The sequence below is a fragment of the Tateyamaria sp. syn59 genome, from assembly GCF_007995245.1.
Lineage (GTDB): Bacteria > Pseudomonadota > Alphaproteobacteria > Rhodobacterales > Rhodobacteraceae > Tateyamaria.
This window is the reverse complement of the sequence record NZ_VCBA01000001.1, coordinates 111063-131222: the sequence shown is the minus strand read 5'-3', so window position 1 is coordinate 131222 and position 20160 is coordinate 111063. Positions and strand designations below refer to the sequence as shown.

Here is a 20160-nt window from a genome sequence, read left to right as displayed (position 1 = left end):
ATCGTGGCAGGCGTGGATCTTCCCTTCGCCTGCGACTGCGGAAAACTGCGGGGGACGCTCCTGAGTGTGTCTCCCACGAACGGCACCCGCATTGAGTGCTATTGCCACGACTGCCGCGCCACAGAACTCTATGCCGGGCAACCCGATCCGGCGCCGGGCGGTGTACAACTCTATCAAACAGTGCCGGATCGCGTGCGTTTTGACGCGGGCGAGGATCAACTGGCCGTCTTTTCCCTTTCAGACACCGGGCTGCTGCGCTGGCAGGTCCGATGCTGCGGTGCGATCCTGTTCAACACCGCGCGCAAACCGAAGATCGCTTTTGCATCGTTCCGCACGGACAGGTTGGCAGATGACAGCCCTCTTGGCCCGGTGAAGGCACGCGCGTTCGTGCGCAAGGCCAACGGCAAGCGCGGACATGAAGGCGCTTTGAAATTCATGGCCGGTTTCATCGGCCGTGCACTCCCTCGGTTTCTGACGGGGCGATGGAAACAAACGCCGTTCTTCACGGCAGACGGTCGGCCTGTGCGCGACATCCACGTGGTGCCCGAGGCGGAGCGCGCAGCACTCTATCCAGCCGCCAACTAGCCCAAATTAGGGCCACGCCTTGACGCAGCGCCTGCGCTTACGACAGAATTCCCGTTATTGGTTAATTTTATTGGGGAACGATATGGGTCGGCACCTGATCCTGGCGGTACATGGCATCGGCGAACAGAAGCCTGGCGACACGGTCGATGCCATTGTCGGCGCGGCGACCACCGATCTTGTCGACGGCACAAGCACGACCGTCCCGAGAGCTCGCAGGGGCAATGGACCGGTCGATGTCTATCGCGACCTGATCGAACTGCCCGAACGGGAATTCGACGGCACGCCGCGCAACGCCAAGCTGTTTCCGGTGAACCTACGCCGCGTGCGCCCGGCCCAAAGCAGTGACGGTGATACCGAAACGGTTTTTGCGGAGGTGTTCTGGGCCGACAAATCGCCCGCACCGCAGGGGTTTTTCCGCACCGCGTTTGACCTGCTCAGCGTGATCCTCGGTCTTGGCTACATCGGGATGGACAATGTCGAGAATACCCGCACCAAGCCCTCCATTGCGCTGTTTCACGGGTTCACATGGGCGTTCTACGGGCTGGTCGCGCCGCTCAATGCGATCCTGTTGATCGGCGCAGTGATTTTGCTGATCGATACGACGCCGCTGGACATCGGCGTGCAAATCCCGACGGCGGCCACTTTGCTGGCGCAGGGGCTTATCGCGCTGGCCATCTCGGCACTGATCTGGGCCGTTGCCCGGTTGAGTTACCTGATCAAGATCTTCACTCTTGGGCTGACCGGGTTCGGGGCGCTCATAGTCCTGATCTGGCTGGGCTATCATTGGCCTATGATGGGCTGGGTGGCCCACGGGATCGAAAGTGTGCACGCCTCAGTCATGTCGCTCTTTTGGGGGACAAGCGGCCCGCTTTGCCCAGCACCGCCCGATGATCTGGACGCATTCCAGTTGCGCGCAGACCCGAACGGGACGCTTGAATGCTTTGTGACCTTCACCGTCAAGGCGCTCGAGGCGTCGTGGTTTTTGACCATCGGCCTCGGCTTTGCCGTCCTCGTCAGCAGCTGGGTCTCGCCCCGGTCGCGAAACGAACCGGCAAACGGACAATCCGACACGCTATATCCCGCGATCGTGGGGGCAATGATCATGTTCTGGATGACCTTCACGTCATCCTTCTGGCTTCTGTTCACCAGTCTGGTGGCGCGGCTGAGCACGGCGCGGGGCCATCCCGCCCACACACCGATACACGAGGCGCATCAACCCGCCGGCTTCCTGCATGGCATATTCGAGCGCCAGTTCGGTGACGCGCAGGATACGCTGGGCCTGTCGATCTACGCAATGGGCGTTTTTCTCGCGACGGCCTTTCTGCTGGTGATCCTACGGCGGTTCAAACATGCATCGCTGCGCAAACCAGATCCTTCGCCCTGGATCGGCCGGGTCATCCTGCATCCCTTTTTGTCCTTCTTTCTCAAATTGTTCGTAGCTGCCGTTTTTGCGTTGGCCGTTGCGCTGTTTCTGGACGAGCAGTTCAAACCGGCCATCTTGGCAGAGGGCACCTATGCGCGCAGCGCAATGGACTTCGTGGCCTTTAACGAGGCGCGCAACGGCATCATTGGTGCCATTGCCCTCGGTCTTGGCGTGTTGATCTACAATTTTCCATCCTTTGTGGCCGGTGCCTTGGGCGTGGTGCGCGATATCGTATCCTACGCCGTTCAGGAGCGGTGCATTTGCCGCGTAAAACCGGGCAAGTACCGCGCCAATTTTACTCTGCGCAACGACATCAACAGACGTTTCACAAAGGTGCTGCACTACACGCTCGCAGCGATAACACCGTCACGCATCACCATCATCTCGCATTCACAGGGGACAGTGATCGCCACACAGATGCTTCAAAGCGGCAGGGTGCATGACTTGCTGAAAGACTACGGGAGCCCACCCGTCACGCTGATCACGATGGGATCTCCTGTCACGCATGTGTATCGCCACTATTTTCCCCATGCGTTTAAGGTGTCCACCGACAAGATGCCCACCGGTCTGGAATGGCACAACATCTACAGAATTGACGACTATGTCGGCACGCGCATCGACGAGGACACCGGCGTGCATCAGAACCTCGACGTCAATGCGGCCGGTCACCTGGGCTATTTCACCGATTACGAGGTATGGACGCGCATGTGGGACGACGTGGGCTTCAAGCTGTTCAACAGGCCCCTTCCTGCCCAAGAAACCCCAGCAGATTAGACGGGCGACGGGTTTTGTCCCCGCGGGGACACATCCGGCTTATCGTAGGATCAGCGGTTGCTTCAGCCAGTCGCGAAGGGCCTGTGTGGTCTCTGCCGGTGCTTCGAGCGTGGGTAGGTGTCCGGCATCTTCCAGCACCTTGAGTTCGGCGCCGGGGATCAATTCGGCCATGAACGTATGTCGTTTTACCGGGCAGAGCGCGTCATGCGCGCCGCACAGGACAAGCGTCGGCACCTTACACTTCCGCAATGTGCCCTGTTGGTCACGACGCCGTTGCAGCGCGCGGGATTGCCGGATGAACACATCGGGCCCCAAGGCGTTGGCCATGTCCATGACCAGATCCAGAATTTCGTTCACATATGGACCCGGGGCCAGATAGTTCGGCTTCATCTCGTCCCGCATCACTTCGTGCATCTTGCCCGTGCGCACCTTGACGATCTGCGGTTCGCGTGCGGCGGCGATTTGAGGCGTCTCAGCCAAGGGATTGGTGTCCATCACCGCCAGACGCGTGACCCGGTCGGGCGCGCGGCGCAGGATCTCCATCGCGACGATCCCGCCCATGGACAGCCCCGCCAGCGCAAAGCGCTGCGGCAACTCGTCAAGAAGCCCGCTTGCAATCTCTTCGATACGCTCGCCGCGCGTGACGGGCGCCACCATCACCGAGAACTCGGCGGACAATTCAGCGATCTGCGGGCCGAATAGCCGCGCGTCGCACATCATTCCGGGAAGAAAAACAAGGGGTTCAGCCATGCCCCTGCCCTGTCAGTCTCTTCATGCACTGCCTGCCGTCTTTTGTCGTTTACTTTTTGTTAACCATGGCCCGACACCGCAAGAGCGACAAGCCCTGTCCGGTTTCAGCTTTTGATTTGATCCCAGAACAGCGCCAAATGGCGGCTGACAATCTCGTTATAGCGATCCGATTGCTTAAGTCGCGCAAGACCTGCGTTGAAGCGGTAGAGATGCGCGGTCCCCCGCCAATGACTTTTCGAGATGAGCACATGAAGCCCCTCGATGGACACGGGGCGGGAGAGGGGCGCGACCTGATCCGTGAGGCCCAGTTCGAACATCTTTTGGACGCCCAGAAATTCGTTCAAGGCCACCGCATCGACCTCGCCCGCGACCAGCATGGCAAAGCAGTCATCCGGCGTGGCGGGTTGTTTCAGCGTCACCAGCCCGTCAGTCAGCCAACGCCGGTCGGCGCGGTCCAGATCATGTGTGAAGTACCCTTCGGGTCGGCAAAGCGTCTTACCGTGCAGGTCGCTGTCTTGCTCGAACGTCAGCGGTGCATCGCTCCGGGCGAACAACAAGATCACCAGATCGACCAGCGGGTCTGAGAAATGGAAGTTCGCGCAGCGTTCGTTCGACGGGTTGCCATCGCAGTCCGGCTTGAACCACGGGAACCCCATGTCGAACTCCTTGCTGTCGAGCATGGGGAAGAGGTGCCTGGACCAGTCGTTTTCCCATTCGATGGAGTATGTCAGCGGGTTCGGCGTCGCTTCGAACGCGGCATTGACCAGCTCGGTCAGCATCCCCTGCCCCGGCCAGTTTAGATCAGTGAACGGGGCATAGTTCGAGGCGGTGACCAGTTTGATCTCGGCTTCGGTCTCTTGTTGCAGCGGTTTAGGATCCGCCTGAACCAACGGTGCTGGTGCTGCAGGTTGCGCGGCCACGTCGGGGCACGGGATCGACAATACGGCACCTGCGGGCAGGTCGAGCAGGCTGCCACCTTGAATGTCGGGGTTGTTGTAGAAGATCAGCGACCAACGCGAGAGGTCCCCAAGCTGATCTTCGGCAATCGAAAAAAGTGTGTCGCCCGGCGCCACCAGGACCGATGGCTGGCATGCCGCGGCCGCCGACCCAAAGCCAAGCGACATAACGGAAGCGGCAGCAACCTTGCGCAGCGGCATCAGAACCCAGCCCAGATCTTGGACATGTGCCTGTCGATGACCTGCTGATACGCGCCCGACAGCTTGATCGCGTCGAGGCCGCCGTTGATCGTGGACAGAAGCGCGTCGGCCTGCGGGTGCTCTTTGTGGACCAGCACGTGCAGCCCTTCGATAGAGATGGGCCGGCCCTGCACCACTTCGACCCGGTCCTTCAGCCCCAGATCCTTGATCGCGGCGCGGCCCGTAAACTCGTTCATGGCCACGGCATCCACCTCGCCCGCGACCAGCATGTCAAAGCAGCCCTTGACCGTTTGCGGCTGTTTCAAGGTGATCTTCGCATCGCTGATCCAGCGCCGGTCGGCGCGGTCGAGATCGTGGGTGAAGTAGCCCGCCGGGCGGCAGAGCGTGCGGCCCTCAATGTCGCTGTCCTGGGCAAAGGGGATCGGCCGCGTCTTGTCCACGAACAGCAGGATCAGCATCTCGAACATCGGGTCGGAGAAGTGGAAATTGGTGCAACGGTAGTTGTCGGGCGAGCCTGCGCAATCGGGTTTGTACCAGGGAAAGGCCATGTCCATCATGGCGTTGGTCATCAGCGGATCGAGATGCGAGGACCAGTCGTTGACCCAGTGCACCTTGTAGTTGTTCGCTGATTGCGAACTTTGCATGGCGGTGCGTACGACGTCCGTGATCAGCCCCTCATTTTCAAGCGCCTGATCGGTGAAGGGGGCGAAGTCACCCGCCGTGACGATGTTGATCGACTGCTCCAGCTTGCGACGCGTTGGCTTGGCTTCGGCGGTGGTTGCCACAACTGCAGCCCCGCCTGGCAGGCCCTTTGGCAGGCCGTCGATGCAGCCCAATCGCAACTCCATACCAGCGCGTATAGAATTCGGGTTCTCGCCAATGACCGATACGTTGTTGCGATGCACTTCGGTCCAGGTAGACGCGTTCTTGTACTGTTGGTCGGCGATAAGAGACAGGCTGTCACCCCGTTTCACCGTATACACCCCGCCGCAGGCCTGCGCTGCCACAGTGGTCGCAGTTGCCGCCAGCACCAGCGCCACCGCCCCCAAGAATCGTTTCATTGCCTGTTCCCCCAGGTTCTATTGGGCGGCAAAATCCCTTATTTTGCTGGCGGCAGTCAACTCACAAACCAAATGTTGTGGGGAAGTATAGCTATTGACACTGCGCGGATCGCGGCCACCGCATCAGGGGTATGCGATTCCTCGGAACGGTGGGAAATCAGCATATCGTGCTTGGCGTTGTTCCGGTGCTTCGGTCGGTTCTTCCCTTCGCCGCAGCAACAGGCCCTTGGGCGCGATGTAGCTGCCGATCATGCGCTGCGGGACGGGCCGCCAATCAAGGTTGAAGGCGCAGAGTTTGGGAAAGAACCACATGGCGGAGTAAGGCAAGTGGTCGTGGATCCACCACGCGAGGTCCTGCCAGTCACGCCCCTGTTCGTACTGGTCCGTGAACCACGGGATGGCGAGTGACGTGCCTGCGATGGACTTGTCCCCATCGCCCCAGTCCCAGATGTGGCATTCGATGGGGTTGTCGTTGCGGGCACAGTTCAGCTTGTTGTCATTGCCGTATTGGTTGAGCTCCGGCGAGCGGTAGCCGGAGCGGATAGCGAGCCGACCGAAGGTTTCTTCGAGCGGGTCGAGCAGTTGGGTGCAGAGTTGCGAGCCGTTGGCGATGGCTAGGTCGGGGTCGCGCGGCAGGTTCTGGATCTGGTGGTAGTTGCCGATTTCCGAATAAAGAAAGTCGCGCATGTAGAAGTGTTTCGACAGCCGGACGCGCCCGAGGTTTTCAAGGCTCCACATGCTGCCCGGACGTCGCATCAGTCGAGCCCCCTGATCCAGTCGCACATGCCAGTGACCGCAGTTTCCGTCTGCCCCGGGGATAGGATGTCGCCGACGACCACATGGCTTTCGATATCGTCCTGCGGTGTCATCACCGGGTGGACTGTTTTGGTTGGTGCGCCCCATTTGGCGGCGATGGTTTTGGTCCGGTCAGACAGGACGATGTTGTCTTGTTCCGCGTACCAGAACAGCGCCGGTATGGTTTGTTTGGCATGATCAAGCGCGTGCACTTGGTCGATCAGCGGCACCATCGGCATGACCGCGACGCTTGGGTAGTCGAGCGTCCAGAAGGCCGCATGCCGTTCGCTGCGCGCAACGAATGTACGCCGCTTGCCACCGATCCAGGGCAGCCAGTGCCGTGCCAGCGGCCATTTCAGCAGGGGTGCCAGCGGGTTGTTGATGCCGTAGTTTGGGGCGACGAAAATGAAACCGGCGACGTCTTCCATCACTGCTGTGTTTTGAGACAGCGCCGTCACGATGGTGCCACCGGTCGAGGTGCTGATCACGATAATCCTGTCGCCCACCGCACGTGCCGCCGTCAGCGCTTCCGTGACGTCGTCGGTCCAGGCGTCGGCTGTTGCTTCAGCCATGGCGTCGGGCGCGCGCCCATGACCCGCCAGCCGGGTGAAGACGAGGTTTGCACCAAGATCAGCTGCAATGCGGTCCGGGACGGGACGGATTTCTTCGGATGTTGCAGAGAAGCCGTGGATGTAGACGACGACCCAGTCCGTGCGCGTTCCGGGGGCAGAAGCCCAGACGACGCGCTTTTCCGTGCCGGGTTTGATATCGGCGAACCGTGCTTCGGCGTCAGCGAAATAGACGTCGATGTCTGGGCCGATGGATGCAGGGTCAAAGGGCATGGTCGGCTCCGAGCAGGGCGCGCGCGCGAGGGCGGTAGATCAGCAGGAGGCCCAGGATCGACACAGCCATGATCAACGCGGGCAGCAGCGTAATTGACACGCGCAGGGCGCCGATGGCTGCATCGGTCTGATCGGTAAAGCCTTCGGTCGTTTCCTCCCAGCCATAGGCAGACAAGACAAGCCCCAGAAACAGTGGCGCAATGGCGTTGGCGACCTTTTGGCCAAAGATCCAGATGGCGGAGAAGGCCCCCTCGATTGCGGCCCCCGTTTCACGCCGCGTCACGTCCATCAGGTCCGGGAACATAGCCCAGGGGATCTGCTGGTAGGCGCCGTTCGTCATACCCGCCAGAACGAACATGCCCGCCATCACCGTCGCACTGGTACTGGGCAGGAAGGTGTAGAGCGTCGTTAGGAGCGCGATGTAGAGGGCGAGACCGAGGATCAGCGCGAACAGTTTGCCAAGACGTCCGGAGACCAGCACCCAGATGACCTGGCTGAGAATTGCACCCGCTACGAAGGCGGCAAAAAGCAGTGAAAGCATCGACAGCGCCTGGGCCGCGGCGCTCAGCAACGTGTCGCCCGTGTCTTGCACCAGGTATAGCGCAGCGAAGGGCAGACCGGCTGTGATCGTGGCGACGGCCAGTGTCATCACGCCGTATAGCGCCACAAGCGTTGCAAAGGCAGGGTTCGACAGGACGAGGCCCAGGGAAGCCAGCAAGCCAACCTCGCTGCGCTGCGTGATCCGAGGAGCCCTGCGCGTGAACCAGACCGACGCCCAGATCGGCAAAACGATCAGCGGGGCAGCGATCAACATAGCCCCATCATAGCCGTTGCCTTGGGCGAGGCCGGGGATCAGTGCGCCACCGATCAGGATACCGATCGAGGCAAAGGCCATGCGCCAGCCTGTCATGGCAGAGCGTTCGCGCGGGTCTTGCGTCATCTCACCTGCCGTGGCGCCATAGGGAATAACGACCATGGTAAAGCCGATGGTGGCCACGACGAAAAACACGGCGACCCACATGGCACCGGACGTGCCGGTCGAGGGCGACATGAACATGGCGACTGTGCCTGCAGTCATCACCACGGCGCCCACGATCATCCAGGGTGCGCGGCGACCCCAACGGGTTTGCGTGTTATCCGACAAATAGCCGATGAGCGGATCAGTGATGATGTCGAAGGCGAGGATTCCGGTGGTGATGGCACCTGCGAGGCCGACTGGTACTCCGAGGACCGAGGTGAGAAAGGCCAGCACCAGCAGTTGCTTGACCACTACAAAGACCACAATGCCCATATCGGCAAGGCCCCAGCCCGCTTTTTGCCCGCGTGACAGCGCCATATCGTCCCCTCCCCCGGTCCGTGTGCGCGCCACCTTGTCCAAATTCACCGCCAGCGCCAACAAAACGCGACGTCACCTTCCCAGACCGCTCACCTCTGTCACCGCCTTTTTGATCAGGCGCAGGCATGTGTCGTCGGAAAAGCGGTGGTCGGCGTCCTTGACCAGTGTCAGCCGCATGTCGGGGCTGTCAGCGTGGTTCAGGAGACGGATGGCCGTTTCGGTACTGACGGCAGTGTCCGCGGTGCCTTGCAACGCGCGCACGGGAAACGGCAGCGACAAAGGGCTGCGCAGGACCAGCTTGTTGCGCCCATCTTCGATCAGCCGCTTGGTGATGATGTAAGGCTCCATGTAGTCCGAGGGCATGGCGATCTGGCCCTTGGCCTCCAGCTCGGCCTTTTGTGCGTCGGTGAAGCTGGCCCAATAGCCGTCTTCGGTAAAGTCGGGGGCTGCTGCGATTGTGACGAGGCCCGCGACCCGGTCCGGATGCGCGCGGGCATAAAGCAGCGATTGCCACCCCCCCATGGAACTGCCAACGACGACTAGCTTGCCGGTTGTGAGCGTGTTCAGAGCGTGCGCTGTGTCTTCAGCCCAGTCGCCGATGCATCCTTCTTCGAATGTGCCGGAGCTTTCACCGTGGCCTGAATAGTCGAACCGAAGAAAGGCGCGACCCTGCGCCCGGCACCATGCTTCGAGATGGATGGCCTTAGTCCCTTCCATGTCTGATTTCAGACCACCCAGAAACACGACGCACGGCCCCGTCCCGTCTGTCCAGTGATAGGCCAGCCGCCGCCCCTGCGGTGTCTCAAGATAGTCCGGTTCACTCATGTCCACCCTCCCGCGTTTTGGAGGATCATCCGCAAGCATCTGGCGACTGTCCATCCCGGTCGCTGCAAATTCTATACGTTACCATATTGTCACGTGACTATTTAATCACATATAAGGATTGGATGGATGATCTGTTCAAAGCCTTGTCCGACCCCGCCCGCCGCAAACTGCTCGACAGCTTGCGGGACCGCGACGGTCAGACCTTGCAAGACTTGGAGGGGCTGCTCGACATGACCCGCTTCGGGGTCATGAAGCATCTGGGCGTGCTGGAAGAGGCCGGGCTGATCACCACGAAAAAGGTGGGGCGCTTCAAGCACCACTACCTCAACGCCCTGCCACTGCAGGAAGCGATTGACCGTTGGATCGACCCCTACCGGGTCAAACCTGCGGCCCGAGCGGTACTCGACCTCAAACATCAGCTTGAAGACGAAGGAGACCCCGAAATGTCCAAACCCGATTTCGTGATGGAGACATATATCAAGACCACCCAAGACCGGCTGTGGGACGTGCTGCTCGATGAAAATGCGGTACCGCACTACCACTTCATTTGCAGCAAGGCGACGCGCCAAGGGGATGCCATCACCATGCACTTTCCCGATGGCTCGCCCATGTTGACCAACCGGCTGCTGTCATCGGACCCCAAAAGCCGCCAGGAATGGACGTTTGAGCCGCATTGGGACCCCACAACCGAGATCCCGGCCAGCCGCGTGGTGTATTTGATGCGTCCCGAGGGTGATTTTGTCCGCCTGACCGTCGAACATTACGACTTAGGCGAACCCGCCGTGCCCGGTGAAGGCGTGGCCGATGGCTGGGTGCGCTGGGCGGCGGGCCTGAAAACCTGGCTTGAGACCGGCGAAGACGCCCATATCGGCCCCATGGATCAGGCGGAGGCGTAACTCATGGCGACCGAACTTGGTGTTCTGGGCATCCTCGCGCTGATGGCGGCGTCCCTCTGGATTCCGTACATCGTCGGCGTGAACACCGCCCCCAAGGGATCGATCCCGGCTGATGCGCCTGACGGCTTTGTCCTCCCGCCCGACCCGAATGTGCACCGCCCGTGGGTGCGTCGGGCATACCGGGCGCATCTGAACCTGCTGGAGCAATCGGCGCCATTTGCCGTGCTGGTTCTGCTGGTGGATCGTGTAGACGGTTTTACGGCGCTTACGCTGTGGGCCAGCATCGCCTTTCTGCTGCTGCGGATCGCACATGCGGTCGGCTACATCACTGGCGCGGCGGGCTTTCCCGCCCGACCGCTGATCTTTACCGGCGGTTGGGTGTGTTGCCTGCTCATGGGTTGGGCGCTTTTTGCGGCTTGATGCCGGCCCGCGCCCTTGACGGGCGCGGCTTTGCCGGTTTGAGTAGGCGTATGAACAACCGCATGACACACTGGTATTACTTTGGCACGCATACCCTGCGTGCTTTTGGTGTGTCTGCATAACACCAAAGCCGCGTTCGAGCGGCTTTTCTCCCTGCCTTCCCGAACGCGGCGCGTTCAAAAGGAGACGGCAGAGATGCCCATACACATACGTAAGATGACGGCAGCGGACGTCCCGCAGGTCGTAACAATGATCAAGGGGCTCGCCGCCTGCCATGACGACGCGCCGAACATAGACGCGGACACGCTGGCCCGCGATGTGCTGGGCGACCGCCCCTGGATGACGGTGCTGGTGGCCGATGCAGGGTCGCAACTGGTGGGATACGCAGCGCTTTTGCCCATGGCGCAGCTGCAGTTTGGGGCGCGCGGCATGGACATGCACCATTTGTTTGTGGCCCGAGATGCGCGCGGAAACGGTGTCGGTGCCGCGCTGGTGCAAGGCTGTCGGGACGAGTGTGAGGCGCAACAGTGCCGCTTCATGACCGTCGGAACGCATCCCGAAAATCATAAGGCCATGCGATTTTACGAGCGCAGCGGTTTCCTGCGCCGAAGCGGGTCAGGCCCGCGCTTCAGTCTGAAACTGGTTCAGCCGCCAACATAAGGCCCCTTGGCGGGGCGGTAGAATGTCTTTTGATTGTGGAGCCGCCCCAGCAGATCGTGGATCTGGCGCACATTGTCATTCGCCGCTTTCGAAGCGAGATCATCATTGATGGCTGCGTTTTTGGACGCGCGCAGCGCATCCTCGATCAGGTCCAGGTCTTCAACGGACAATTCAAACGTCTTGTTGTACTTGGGCACTGCGCGTTCCTCTTGCGATCAGAAGTTTCCGATAGTGAACATCTTTGTAATCACGGATTCGTCGCCTCCCGTCCAGTGCAAAAGGTCGGTTTTTCACGTGTTTCTGTCGTTTTTTCGGCATGCCTTTGTATGCTGCATTGAAGCTGCCTCAATATGCGCCATAACCGGGCTATGAACCCACCGCGCTTGCTGATCCCCATCCTGTCCGCCTGCAACTTCCTGATCGGGGTTGGGGGCTTTGTCGTTGTGGGCGTGCTGGAACCGCTGGGCGCGGATTTTGCGATCTCGCCTGCGTCAGCAGGCGTGTTGATGACTGCGTATGCGCTCGGATATGCAATTTTGTCCCCGGTGCTGGTGTCGCTCACGGGCGCTGTCGGTCGGCGCCGCGTGTTGGCGTTTGGTCTGTCCGTGTTCCTTGCTGCAGCGCTGTTGTCGGCGCTTGCGCCCAATATGGTGGTCCTGAGCATCGCGCGCGTTATGGCAGCCGCAGGTGCGGGCATGTTCACGCCTGTCGCGGCAGCAGTGGCTGCAGCGCTTTACCCCGTCGAGATGCGCGCGCGCGTGCTGGCGGCGGTCTTTTTCGGGTTGACGCTGGCCCAGGTCGTGGGCGTGCCGGCGGGCAGTTGGATCGCTTATACCTTTGGGTGGCGGTGGGCCTTCTGGGTGGTCGTGGCGCTCGCCCTGCCTGCTATCGCCCTGGTCTGGATCTTTGTGCCCAAGGGGCTGAGCTTTCAGCCCGTGTCCCTGCGCGATCTTGGTGGCGTGCTGCGCAACGGGCGGATGATGCTGGCCGTGCTGTTTACGGGGACATTTCTGGGGGCCATCTACATCCTTTACACCTACATCGCGCCGCTTCTGAGCGAAACCATGGGCTATGGCCGCGACGGCGTCACGCTGGTGCTGGCCATCTTTGGTGTGGGTGCGGTCATCGGCAACATCGCAGGTGGCATGATGGCGGATCGCATCGGATGGGCAAAGACGCTAACGCTGCTGTGTCTTTGTCAGATCGTGCTCATGCCCATGTTTTCGCTTCTCCCACAATCGGACCTTGCGGTCATCCTGCTCGCGCTGGGATGGGCCACGTCGGGCTGGGCGTTTATGGCGGGGCAACAGATGCGTCTGATCGGGCTGGCCGGAGCGCAGGCCCCTGTTGTCCTCGCGCTGAATGCAGCGGCTATCTATGTCGGCGCGGCCGTGGGTTCCGCATTGGGCGGATGGGTCATCGACAAATTTGGCGTTATCTATATCGGTCTCGCTGCCGGGATCGGATCGGCACTGGCGCTGTTGCATCTCACCGTGTCGATCAAACGCGCGCCGATTGCACAGACCGCTTGACGGACGCCGCTGCGCCTGTCAAAGCGCCGGTACACATACCCTAGCAACCGGGCGTTCCGTGGGCGCCAAACTGACGAGGATGCCGATATGGCCAAGGATCAGCACCAGATTTCCCTTACCTTTCCCGACGGCAATGCACGCGCCTATGATGTAGGCGTGACCCCCGCTGCCGTTGCAGAGAGCATTTCCAAGAGCCTGTCCAAGAAAGCGATCAGCGCGACCGTGGACGGTCAGCACTGGGATTTGCAGTGGCCCATTGTGGGCGACGCAACGGTCGCCATCCACACCATGCAGGACGAAGCGCAAGCCAATGAGCTCGTGCGCCACGACCTCGCCCACATCATGGCCCGCGCCGTGCAGGAGATCTGGCCCGACACCAAGGTCACCATCGGCCCGGTGATCGAGCATGGTTGGTACTACGACTTCGACCGGGAAGAGCCCTTTACTCCCGAGGACCTCGGCCTAATCGAAAAGAAGATGAAAGAGATCATCAACAAGCGCGATCCCGTGCGGACGGAGGTGTGGGACCGCGATGTGGCGATCAAGTACTACGAAGACCGGGGCGAGCCATACAAAGTTGAACTGATCGAGAGCATTCCGGGCGACGAGCCGCTGCGCATGTATTGGCATGGCGACTGGCAGGATCTTTGCCGGGGCCCGCACCTGCAGCACACAGGACAGGTGCCGGGGGATGCGTTTAAACTGATGTCCATCGCAGGCGCGTATTGGCGCGGGGACTCAAACCGCGCGATGTTGCAGCGCATTTATGGCGTGGCCTTCACCGGCAAGGAAAAGCTGCGCGCGCACCTGAACATGCTGGAAGAGGCCGCCAAGCGCGACCACCGCAAGCTGGGCCGTGAAATGGACCTGTTTCACATGCAGGAAGAGGCTCCCGGTCAGGTGTTTTGGCACCCGAACGGCTGGACCATTTACACGCAACTGCAAGACTATATGCGCCGCAAGCAGCATGCAGGCGGCTATGTCGAGGTGAACACCCCGCAAGTGGTGAACCGGAACCTGTGGGAAAAGTCCGGGCATTGGGAAAAGTACCAGGAAAACATGTTCATTGTCGAAGTGGACGAGGACAACGCACGCGAAAAGGCGATCAACGCGCTGAAGCCTATGAACTGCCCGTGCCATGTTGAAATCTTCAAGCACGGACTGAAGTCGTACCGCGACCTGCCGTTGCGTATGGCCGAATTCGGGTCCTGCGCCCGGTACGAGCCGTCGGGCGCGCTGCATGGGATCATGCGTGTGCGCGGCTTCGCGCAGGATGATGGCCACATCTTTGCCGAGGAAAGCCAGATCGGCAGCGAATGCGCGCGGTTCATCGGGTTCCTGACCGAGATCTATAAGGATCTCGGGTTCGAAGACTTTTCGATCAAGTTCTCGGACCGGCCAGAGACCCGCGCCGGATCAGACGAGACTTGGGACAAGGCTGAAGAGGCCCTGCTGACCGCAACACGGGCAGCCGGGGTAGAGCCCGAGTTGAACCCGGGTGAAGGCGCGTTTTACGGCCCGAAGCTGGAGTTCGTGCTGACCGATGCGATTGGCCGGGACTGGCAATGCGGTACTTTCCAAGTGGATTTCGTGCTGCCGGAACGTCTGGACGCGACCTATATCGGCGCGGACGGGGCGAAACATCGGCCGGTGATGCTGCACCGCGCCTGCCTTGGGTCGTTCGAACGGTTCATTGGCATCCTGATCGAAGAACACGCAGGCAGGCTGCCCTTCTGGCTCGCGCCGCGTCAGGTCGTCGTAGCCTCCATCACCTCGGAAGCGGATGACTACGTCGCAGAGGTCGTGGAGACCTTGCGCGCAGCAGGCGTGCGGGCCGAGGCCGATATCCGCAATGAAAAGATCAACTACAAGGTCCGCGAACACTCGGTGGGCAAGGTGCCTGTCATCCTCGCTGTTGGAGCGCGCGAGGTTGAGGAAAAGACCGTGTCCGTGCGCCGCCTCGGCGAAAAGCAGACCAGCGTGCAACCACTGACCGACGTTGCTGCACAACTCGGTAAAGACGCAACACCGCCAGACCTGCGATAAACATCAGTTTTTGCAACAAAAGATGCAGCAGACTGCAACAATTGGCCGGAATCCAAGGGGATTTCGGCCCATCTTCTGACATCTGATAACGGGTCTGTGACACACCACCTCGTGAGTGGTAACTTGCCGCGAAGCCATCTTATGTATGGCTCACGAACGCACAGAAACCGATATCCGAAAGGGAAGTTGAAGATGTCGAAGACCATGAAATCCGTTGCAATTATCGGCGCCGTTGCAGCTGCCATGACGGCCCACTCGGCCACATCAGCCGAGGCCGCCGGTAAAGAGAAATGCTATGGCATTTCGCTGGCAGGTGAGAACGATTGCGCCGCAGGCCCAGGCACCACATGCGCGGGCACATCGACCGTCGACTACCAGGGCAACGCCTGGACACTGGTTGACGCCGGCACCTGCGCCGAGATCGAGCTGCCTGCCATGGCAGACGGCACCGCACGTCAGGGCTCGCTTGAAGAGCTGGACCGCGACCTGCCCTCCGCATAAGGCGCGCGTCACACGCTTGCGCCGGACCTCGGTGGGTCCGGCGCCCCCTACCAAATCCCACTGCTTCAAAGGGTCCGACATGCTGGATGCGACACTGACACCGCCCCGTCTGCCCGCAGCCCCCGGTGTGGGATACAAGGCCCAGCATTTTGCCGACCTGCGCGAAGCGCCCGGTCCGGTGAAGTGGCTGGAAGTACACGCGGAAAACTACATGGGCGATGGCGGTCGCCCGCATGCCCAACTGCGCGCACTGCGCGAGGATTTCGCCATTTCGGTCCATGGCGTGGGTCTGTCGATCGGCGGTGAAGGCCGCCTTGATCCGGACCATCTGGGCCGATTGAAGCATCTGGTGGCCTGGCTGGAACCCGCCAGCTTTTCCGAACATTTGGCCTGGTCAACGCACGGGGCCGAGTTTCTCGATGATCTGCTTCCCCTGCCCTACACCGACGCGACCCTGACCCGCGTGGCTGACCATATTGACGAGGTGCAGGAGGTTCTGGGCCGCCGGATGCTGCTTGAGAACCCGTCAAGCTATCTGGCCTTTGCTGAAAGCACTTGGTCCGAAACTGATTTTCTGGCCGAACTGGTGCGCCGCACCGGCTGCGGTCTGCTGCTGGATGTGAACAACGTGTTCATCTCCGCCACCAATCTCGACTACACGCCGCAATCATATCTCGACGCTTATCCTCTTGCCGCTGTTGGAGAAATCCACGTGGGCGGGCATGATGAGGATGAAGACGACCACGGCGCGCCGCTGCTGATCGACAGCCACGGACGCGAGGCGGCGGAACCTGTCTGGGCTTTGCTCGACCACGCGCTTGCTGGGACGGGACCCGCACCTGTGCTGGTCGAATGGGACAACGATGTACCCAACTGGCCCACCCTGCGGGCCGAGGCCGAGCGTGCTGCCAGTGCCTTGGCCTCTGTGCCCGCCGGGTGACGCAATGACCACCACGCAAGCCGAGTTTCGCGCCGCATTGCTTGACCCAGCGCGCGCCGTGCCGGATGGACTGACCGATCCAAAGGGTGAGCCGACCAGCCGCCGCTTTGCCGTCTATCGCAACAATGTCACGGTCGCATTGATCGACGCCTTGCGCACCGGGTTTCCGGTTTTGTGCAAGCTTTTGGGTGATCAGAACTTTGATCAACTTGCCCGGCTCTTTGCCCGCGCACATCCACCGACATCACCGCTGATGATGCACTATGGTGAGGCCTTGCCAGCCTTCCTCGACGACTTCGAACCGCTTGCGCATATCGCGTATCTGCAGGATGTCGCGCGCCTCGAACTGGCCTTGCGCCGCGCATATCATGCGGCGGACAGTACGGCTCTGGATCCGGCCCGGCTGGGCGCGCTTGCACCGGATGTTCTGATGCAAACACGGTTACACCTCTCACCGGCCGTTCAGTTGGTCCATTCCCGGTGGCCCATTCACGACATCTGGCGGTACAACACTCAAGCGGACGCGCCAAAGCCGCGTGGCATTGCTCAACCGGTCCTCGTGACACGGGCCGCGTTTGACCCCGAGCCTCATGCCCTCACACTCGCCCAGGCCGCTTGGCTGCAGGCGATTGTTGAGAACGCACCGCTGGAAAAAGCCGTGGATGCGGCGACCGCGCACGACGCCGAATTCGACCTTGGGCCGCTGCTGACCCTTCTGATCCAGCAGAACGCCCTGACTGACATCTCCACTCCAAAGGACTGAACCATGACTGCCCTATCCCGCCTGCATGACGCGATCTTTGGCCCGCTTGAACGCGCGGACTGGCTGTTGCCAACCCTCGCCCGTTTCCTGTTCGCCGCTGTTTTGGCGGTGTATTTCTGGGTGTCGGGCATGACCAAGCTGGGTGACGGCATCTTTGGCATCTTCCAACCGTCGCTGGGGGCCTATGCCCAGATCTTTCCCAAGGTGATGGAGAATGTCGGCTACGACGTCACGCAACTGGGCTTTTATCATTGGGCGGTGGTGACTGCGGGCACTGTGGCAGAGTTTGTTCTGCCCCTTCTGATCATCATTGGCCTGCTGACGCGGCTCGCGTCACTGGGCATGATCGGGTTTATCGTTGTGCAATCGCTGACCGACCTGAACGGCCACGGCAAATGGGACGACGCGCTGGTGTTGGGGGCGTGGTTCGATGCCCCCTCAAACAGCCTGATCATGGACCAGCGCGCGCTGTGGGTGTTCCTGCTGTTGCTTCTGGTGGTCAAAGGGGCCGGGCCGATCTCGTTTGATCGGGCCCTTGCCCCCAAACCTGCGCCAGCCGCCGCCTAAGCCACCCCTAGGGCCGCTTGCACGTCCTTGGTCCAACCAAGGTGCAAGCTCCCGTTGGCCGCAATCAGCGGCCGTTTCATCAATGTCGGGTGCGCCGCCAGCAAGTCTTTCGGAGCGCCCTTGCGCTCTTCCTCGGACAGCCCGCGCCACGTCGTTGACCGTGTGTTGACCAGCGCATCCCCAAAGGTGGCGAGTGCTGCGTCCATCACATCGGCAGGTACGCCATCGGCCCGCACATCCACAAACTGCGCATCTGGCAATGCCTTGATGGCCTTGCGGCAGGTGTCGCATGTTTTCAATCCGTATATTTCCATATCTCGACCTCACTTTTGCGTTGAATTAAGCGGCATCTCGCGCGGAATGCGAGGCCCAACCTTGATTTTCCCGTCCTGAGGGCAATCTCTGAGTGAGCGCTCAGTCGTTTTGACTGCGTCGCACAAGGCCCCTGCCCGAAGGACCGACGCGGGGGAGACTGCAAGGTAAAGGAGGCACGGGAACATGCCAACTGGCACCGTGAAGTGGTTCAACACCACGAAAGGCTACGGGTTTATCGCCCCGGATGAGGGCGGCAAAGACGTTTTTGTTCATATTTCAGCGGTTGAGCGGTCAGGGCTGACCGGCTTGGCCGACAATCAGAAAGTCAGTTTTGAACTGCTTGAAGGTCGCGATGGGCGCCAGATGGCAGGCGATCTGAAACTGCTTTAGCGCCCCCCCACACGACAAAGCGGCGCATGACACGTCATCCTGCGCCGCTTGATCAAGCTGCGATCTTATCAGTCGAAAGTGCAGCCTTTGGTCCCGACAGGGCAGCTGCTTTGACGCACGTGGCGCACACGCTTTTTCACAGGATGGGCCAGCGCCTGTTGGTAAGTGATGTTCTGATTGGGACGTCCACAGCAGATCACGCCATCCATCGTCACAGGTTGCAACCCTGCAGGACAGAAGTTGTGCTGGCTATGATAAGCATAAATCTTCGGGCCGTTATGGCCTTGTGCAAGTGCCGCACCGTTGCCGAGAAGTGCAAAAAGCGCTGCTGCTGTAATCACTTTTGTGAATGGCATATTTTCCCTCGTTCTCTCAACGCACCACGACATCTATGAACGAAACGCCGATGATACCTGCCGGAACGATGCCTGCGACATGGGCTCAAGTCCAGAATTTTTGAATTTTGCAGCCTGCGCACGCATGATTTACTCAAATTTTGCGGAATTATGACTAGGCTGGAAACAGATTTTCGAAGGAACGGCGCCTGAGATGACCGAACTGATGCGACTGTTGGCCCTGTATTACGCGTGCGAGGTGTCTGCCGAAACCCAGTTTCCGTCCCCGTCCGAATGGGCGCGATGCATGGGGCATTACCACGCGGTCAAGGCGCATTTTGCGGGTGATCTGACCGGACCGCAGGCGCAGATCGAAGGGTATCGGGCCTGGAAAATGTGGGAAGATGAGAACGGTGCGCTGGTCGCCCAATTGCGGGACCGCGCGACGCGCTAGGTCGGATTTTCCGTTTCTTCCCAATGCTCTCCCATCGCAACGATACATGAGGTGCCGCTGGCGTAGCGCACCACCATGGCCCAATCACCGCGCTGATCCGTCCACACTTCCATCATCTGATCGGGGCTGCGCATTCCGCTAGCCGTGCGGGCGGAATGGAACTGCTGTTCCAGCTTTTGCTGCATCTGTTTGGTGGGCGCGCAGAGGATTTCCGCGATGGGATTGGCCGAAATGGGCGTGGCCAGAAGGGTCAATATGGCGGCTGAACGAAGCATGAACTAAGCGTAACAGTTTTATGACGGGCTGTGGATAGATTTCCGGAGACTGCGCCGTACAATCCCTTCACGATTTGTTTCTAATGTGGTGATGAGTTCGTCCGACCGCGCGTCAGATCCGGCGATTTGGGCGATGCACAAGGTGTGCACAACCCGTGCACAGGACGTACACTAGGTTGGTGCATTTTGCGGGGCGTCGGCGTTGGACCGGGAAGCAAGATGGCGGGGTGAAACCCCGCCCTACGGCCCCTTTCGCGCACCGCGGTAGGGCGGGATTTCATCCCGCCATTCGACGTTTCGATTGTGCGCGGAGCCGGGACAGCGCCGGGCCGCTGGGGTGAGCATCGGTCCGCACAGCGGCAAACCGTCTGGGGGACGGTTTGAGATGCGAACGGGCGGAGCCCCGGGGCGCGTGTTCAAAGCGCGGAGCCGGGGCAGCGCCGGGCCGCGGGTTGGCGCAGCGACGGGGCTGCGGCGCGGTTTATGGTGATCGTTTGTCGAGTTTGGTGGGGCGGTGC

24 protein-coding genes are annotated in these 20160 nt (G+C 60.7%); 13 read left to right on the top strand and 11 right to left on the bottom strand.

Annotated elements, in window-relative coordinates:
* The first annotated feature begins 3 nt into the window (after positions 1-3).
* Positions 4-585: a DUF6151 family protein gene (locus FD715_RS00660; protein WP_147103719.1), complete on the top strand. Its 582-nt coding sequence runs from the start codon at positions 4-6 to the stop codon at positions 583-585.
* An 82-nt stretch (positions 586-667) separates the two neighbouring features.
* Positions 668-2782 carry a hypothetical protein gene (locus tag FD715_RS00655; RefSeq protein WP_147103717.1) on the top strand — a complete coding sequence of 705 codons (2115 nt, stop codon included), beginning with the start codon at positions 668-670 and terminating at the stop codon, positions 2780-2782.
* 39 nt (positions 2783-2821) lie between these two features.
* On the opposite strand, the gene FD715_RS00650 is transcribed toward FD715_RS00655, so the two are convergent.
* From FD715_RS00650 to FD715_RS00620, 7 genes are all read right to left on the bottom strand, one after another.
* A complete protein-coding gene (locus FD715_RS00650; protein ID WP_147103714.1) occupies positions 2822-3532 on the bottom strand; it encodes an alpha/beta fold hydrolase in 711 nt (236 codons plus the stop codon).
* A 104-nt stretch (positions 3533-3636) separates the two neighbouring features.
* A complete protein-coding gene (locus tag FD715_RS00645; RefSeq protein WP_147103711.1) occupies positions 3637-4689 on the bottom strand; it encodes a transporter substrate-binding domain-containing protein in 1053 nt (350 codons plus the stop codon).
* Positions 4689-5750, bottom strand: coding sequence for a transporter substrate-binding domain-containing protein (locus tag FD715_RS00640; RefSeq protein WP_147103708.1), 1062 nt, complete (start codon positions 5748-5750; stop codon positions 4689-4691). The genes FD715_RS00645 and FD715_RS00640 overlap by 1 nt, the downstream gene beginning before the upstream one ends.
* A gap of 123 nt (positions 5751-5873) precedes the next feature.
* Complete coding sequence (locus tag FD715_RS00635) at positions 5874-6488, bottom strand: hypothetical protein (protein WP_147105105.1); 615 nt, start codon at positions 6486-6488, stop codon at positions 5874-5876.
* 17 nt (positions 6489-6505) lie between these two features.
* Entirely contained in the window at positions 6506-7387 is an 882-nt protein-coding gene (locus FD715_RS00630; RefSeq protein ID WP_147103705.1) for a carboxylesterase, read from the bottom strand.
* Positions 7377-8723 (bottom strand): MFS transporter, encoded by a 1347-nt coding sequence (locus FD715_RS00625; RefSeq protein WP_147103701.1) that lies wholly within the window; start codon positions 8721-8723, stop codon positions 7377-7379. The genes FD715_RS00630 and FD715_RS00625 overlap by 11 nt, the downstream gene beginning before the upstream one ends.
* Positions 8724-8795: 72 nt before the next feature.
* Positions 8796-9548: an alpha/beta fold hydrolase gene (locus tag FD715_RS00620; protein WP_147103698.1), complete on the bottom strand. Its 753-nt coding sequence runs from the start codon at positions 9546-9548 to the stop codon at positions 8796-8798.
* Between the two features lie 122 nt (positions 9549-9670).
* Between FD715_RS00620 and FD715_RS00615 the strand changes: the two genes are divergently transcribed.
* From FD715_RS00615 to FD715_RS00605, 3 genes are all read left to right on the top strand, one after another.
* On the top strand, positions 9671-10444 hold the full coding sequence (locus tag FD715_RS00615; RefSeq protein WP_147103695.1) for a helix-turn-helix domain-containing protein: 774 nt from the start codon (positions 9671-9673) through the stop codon (positions 10442-10444).
* A 3-nt stretch (positions 10445-10447) separates the two neighbouring features.
* Positions 10448-10864: an MAPEG family protein gene (locus FD715_RS00610; protein ID WP_147103692.1), complete on the top strand. Its 417-nt coding sequence runs from the start codon at positions 10448-10450 to the stop codon at positions 10862-10864.
* Positions 10865-11059: 195 nt separating this feature from the next.
* Positions 11060-11524 (top strand): GNAT family N-acetyltransferase, encoded by a 465-nt coding sequence (locus FD715_RS00605; protein WP_147103689.1) that lies wholly within the window; start codon positions 11060-11062, stop codon positions 11522-11524.
* On the opposite strand, the gene FD715_RS00600 is transcribed toward FD715_RS00605, so the two are convergent.
* Positions 11509-11721 (bottom strand): hypothetical protein, encoded by a 213-nt coding sequence (locus FD715_RS00600; RefSeq protein ID WP_076626896.1) that lies wholly within the window; start codon positions 11719-11721, stop codon positions 11509-11511. The two genes, FD715_RS00605 and FD715_RS00600, sit on opposite strands and share 16 nt — an antisense overlap.
* A 171-nt stretch (positions 11722-11892) precedes the next feature.
* Here FD715_RS00600 and FD715_RS00595 point away from each other — a divergent pair, with 171 nt between their 5' ends.
* The 6 genes from FD715_RS00595 to FD715_RS00570 all read left to right on the top strand — a co-directional run bounded on the left by FD715_RS00595 (position 11893) and on the right by FD715_RS00570 (position 17873).
* Entirely contained in the window at positions 11893-13056 is a 1164-nt protein-coding gene (locus FD715_RS00595) for an MFS transporter (RefSeq protein ID WP_189799378.1), read from the top strand.
* 87 nt (positions 13057-13143) lie between these two features.
* Entirely contained in the window at positions 13144-15102 is a 1959-nt protein-coding gene (gene thrS, locus FD715_RS00590) for a threonine--tRNA ligase (RefSeq protein ID WP_147103683.1), read from the top strand.
* Positions 15103-15294: 192 nt separating this feature from the next.
* On the top strand, positions 15295-15603 hold the full coding sequence (locus tag FD715_RS00585; protein WP_147103680.1) for a DUF2282 domain-containing protein: 309 nt from the start codon (positions 15295-15297) through the stop codon (positions 15601-15603).
* 79 nt (positions 15604-15682) lie between these two features.
* Positions 15683-16543, top strand: a complete 861-nt coding sequence (locus FD715_RS00580) for a DUF692 family multinuclear iron-containing protein (protein ID WP_147103677.1) — start codon at positions 15683-15685, stop codon at positions 16541-16543.
* Between the two features lie 4 nt (positions 16544-16547).
* Positions 16548-17306, top strand: coding sequence for a DUF2063 domain-containing protein (locus tag FD715_RS00575; protein WP_147103674.1), 759 nt, complete (start codon positions 16548-16550; stop codon positions 17304-17306).
* A 3-nt stretch (positions 17307-17309) separates the two neighbouring features.
* A complete protein-coding gene (locus FD715_RS00570) occupies positions 17310-17873 on the top strand; it encodes a DoxX family membrane protein (protein ID WP_147103671.1) in 564 nt (187 codons plus the stop codon).
* Here FD715_RS00570 and FD715_RS00565 read toward each other — a convergent pair.
* On the bottom strand, positions 17870-18187 hold the full coding sequence (locus tag FD715_RS00565; protein WP_147103668.1) for an ArsC/Spx/MgsR family protein: 318 nt from the start codon (positions 18185-18187) through the stop codon (positions 17870-17872). The two genes, FD715_RS00570 and FD715_RS00565, sit on opposite strands and share 4 nt — an antisense overlap.
* Before the next feature lie 184 nt (positions 18188-18371).
* Here FD715_RS00565 and FD715_RS00560 point away from each other — a divergent pair, with 184 nt between their 5' ends.
* Entirely contained in the window at positions 18372-18578 is a 207-nt protein-coding gene (locus FD715_RS00560; RefSeq protein WP_076626890.1) for a cold-shock protein, read from the top strand.
* Between the two features lie 68 nt (positions 18579-18646).
* Here the strand turns inward: FD715_RS00560 and FD715_RS00555 are convergent, their stop codons facing one another.
* A complete protein-coding gene (locus tag FD715_RS00555; protein WP_147103664.1) occupies positions 18647-18934 on the bottom strand; it encodes a hypothetical protein in 288 nt (95 codons plus the stop codon).
* 193 nt (positions 18935-19127) lie between these two features.
* Here FD715_RS00555 and FD715_RS00550 point away from each other — a divergent pair, with 193 nt between their 5' ends.
* The gene (locus tag FD715_RS00550) at positions 19128-19367 is read left to right on the top strand and encodes a hypothetical protein (RefSeq protein WP_147103661.1); all 240 of its coding nucleotides are present in this window, start codon (positions 19128-19130) and stop codon (positions 19365-19367) included.
* Here FD715_RS00550 and FD715_RS00545 read toward each other — a convergent pair.
* Complete coding sequence (locus tag FD715_RS00545) at positions 19364-19642, bottom strand: hypothetical protein (RefSeq protein WP_147103658.1); 279 nt, start codon at positions 19640-19642, stop codon at positions 19364-19366. The genes FD715_RS00550 and FD715_RS00545 overlap by 4 nt on opposite strands.
* Positions 19643-20160 lie beyond the last annotated feature (518 nt).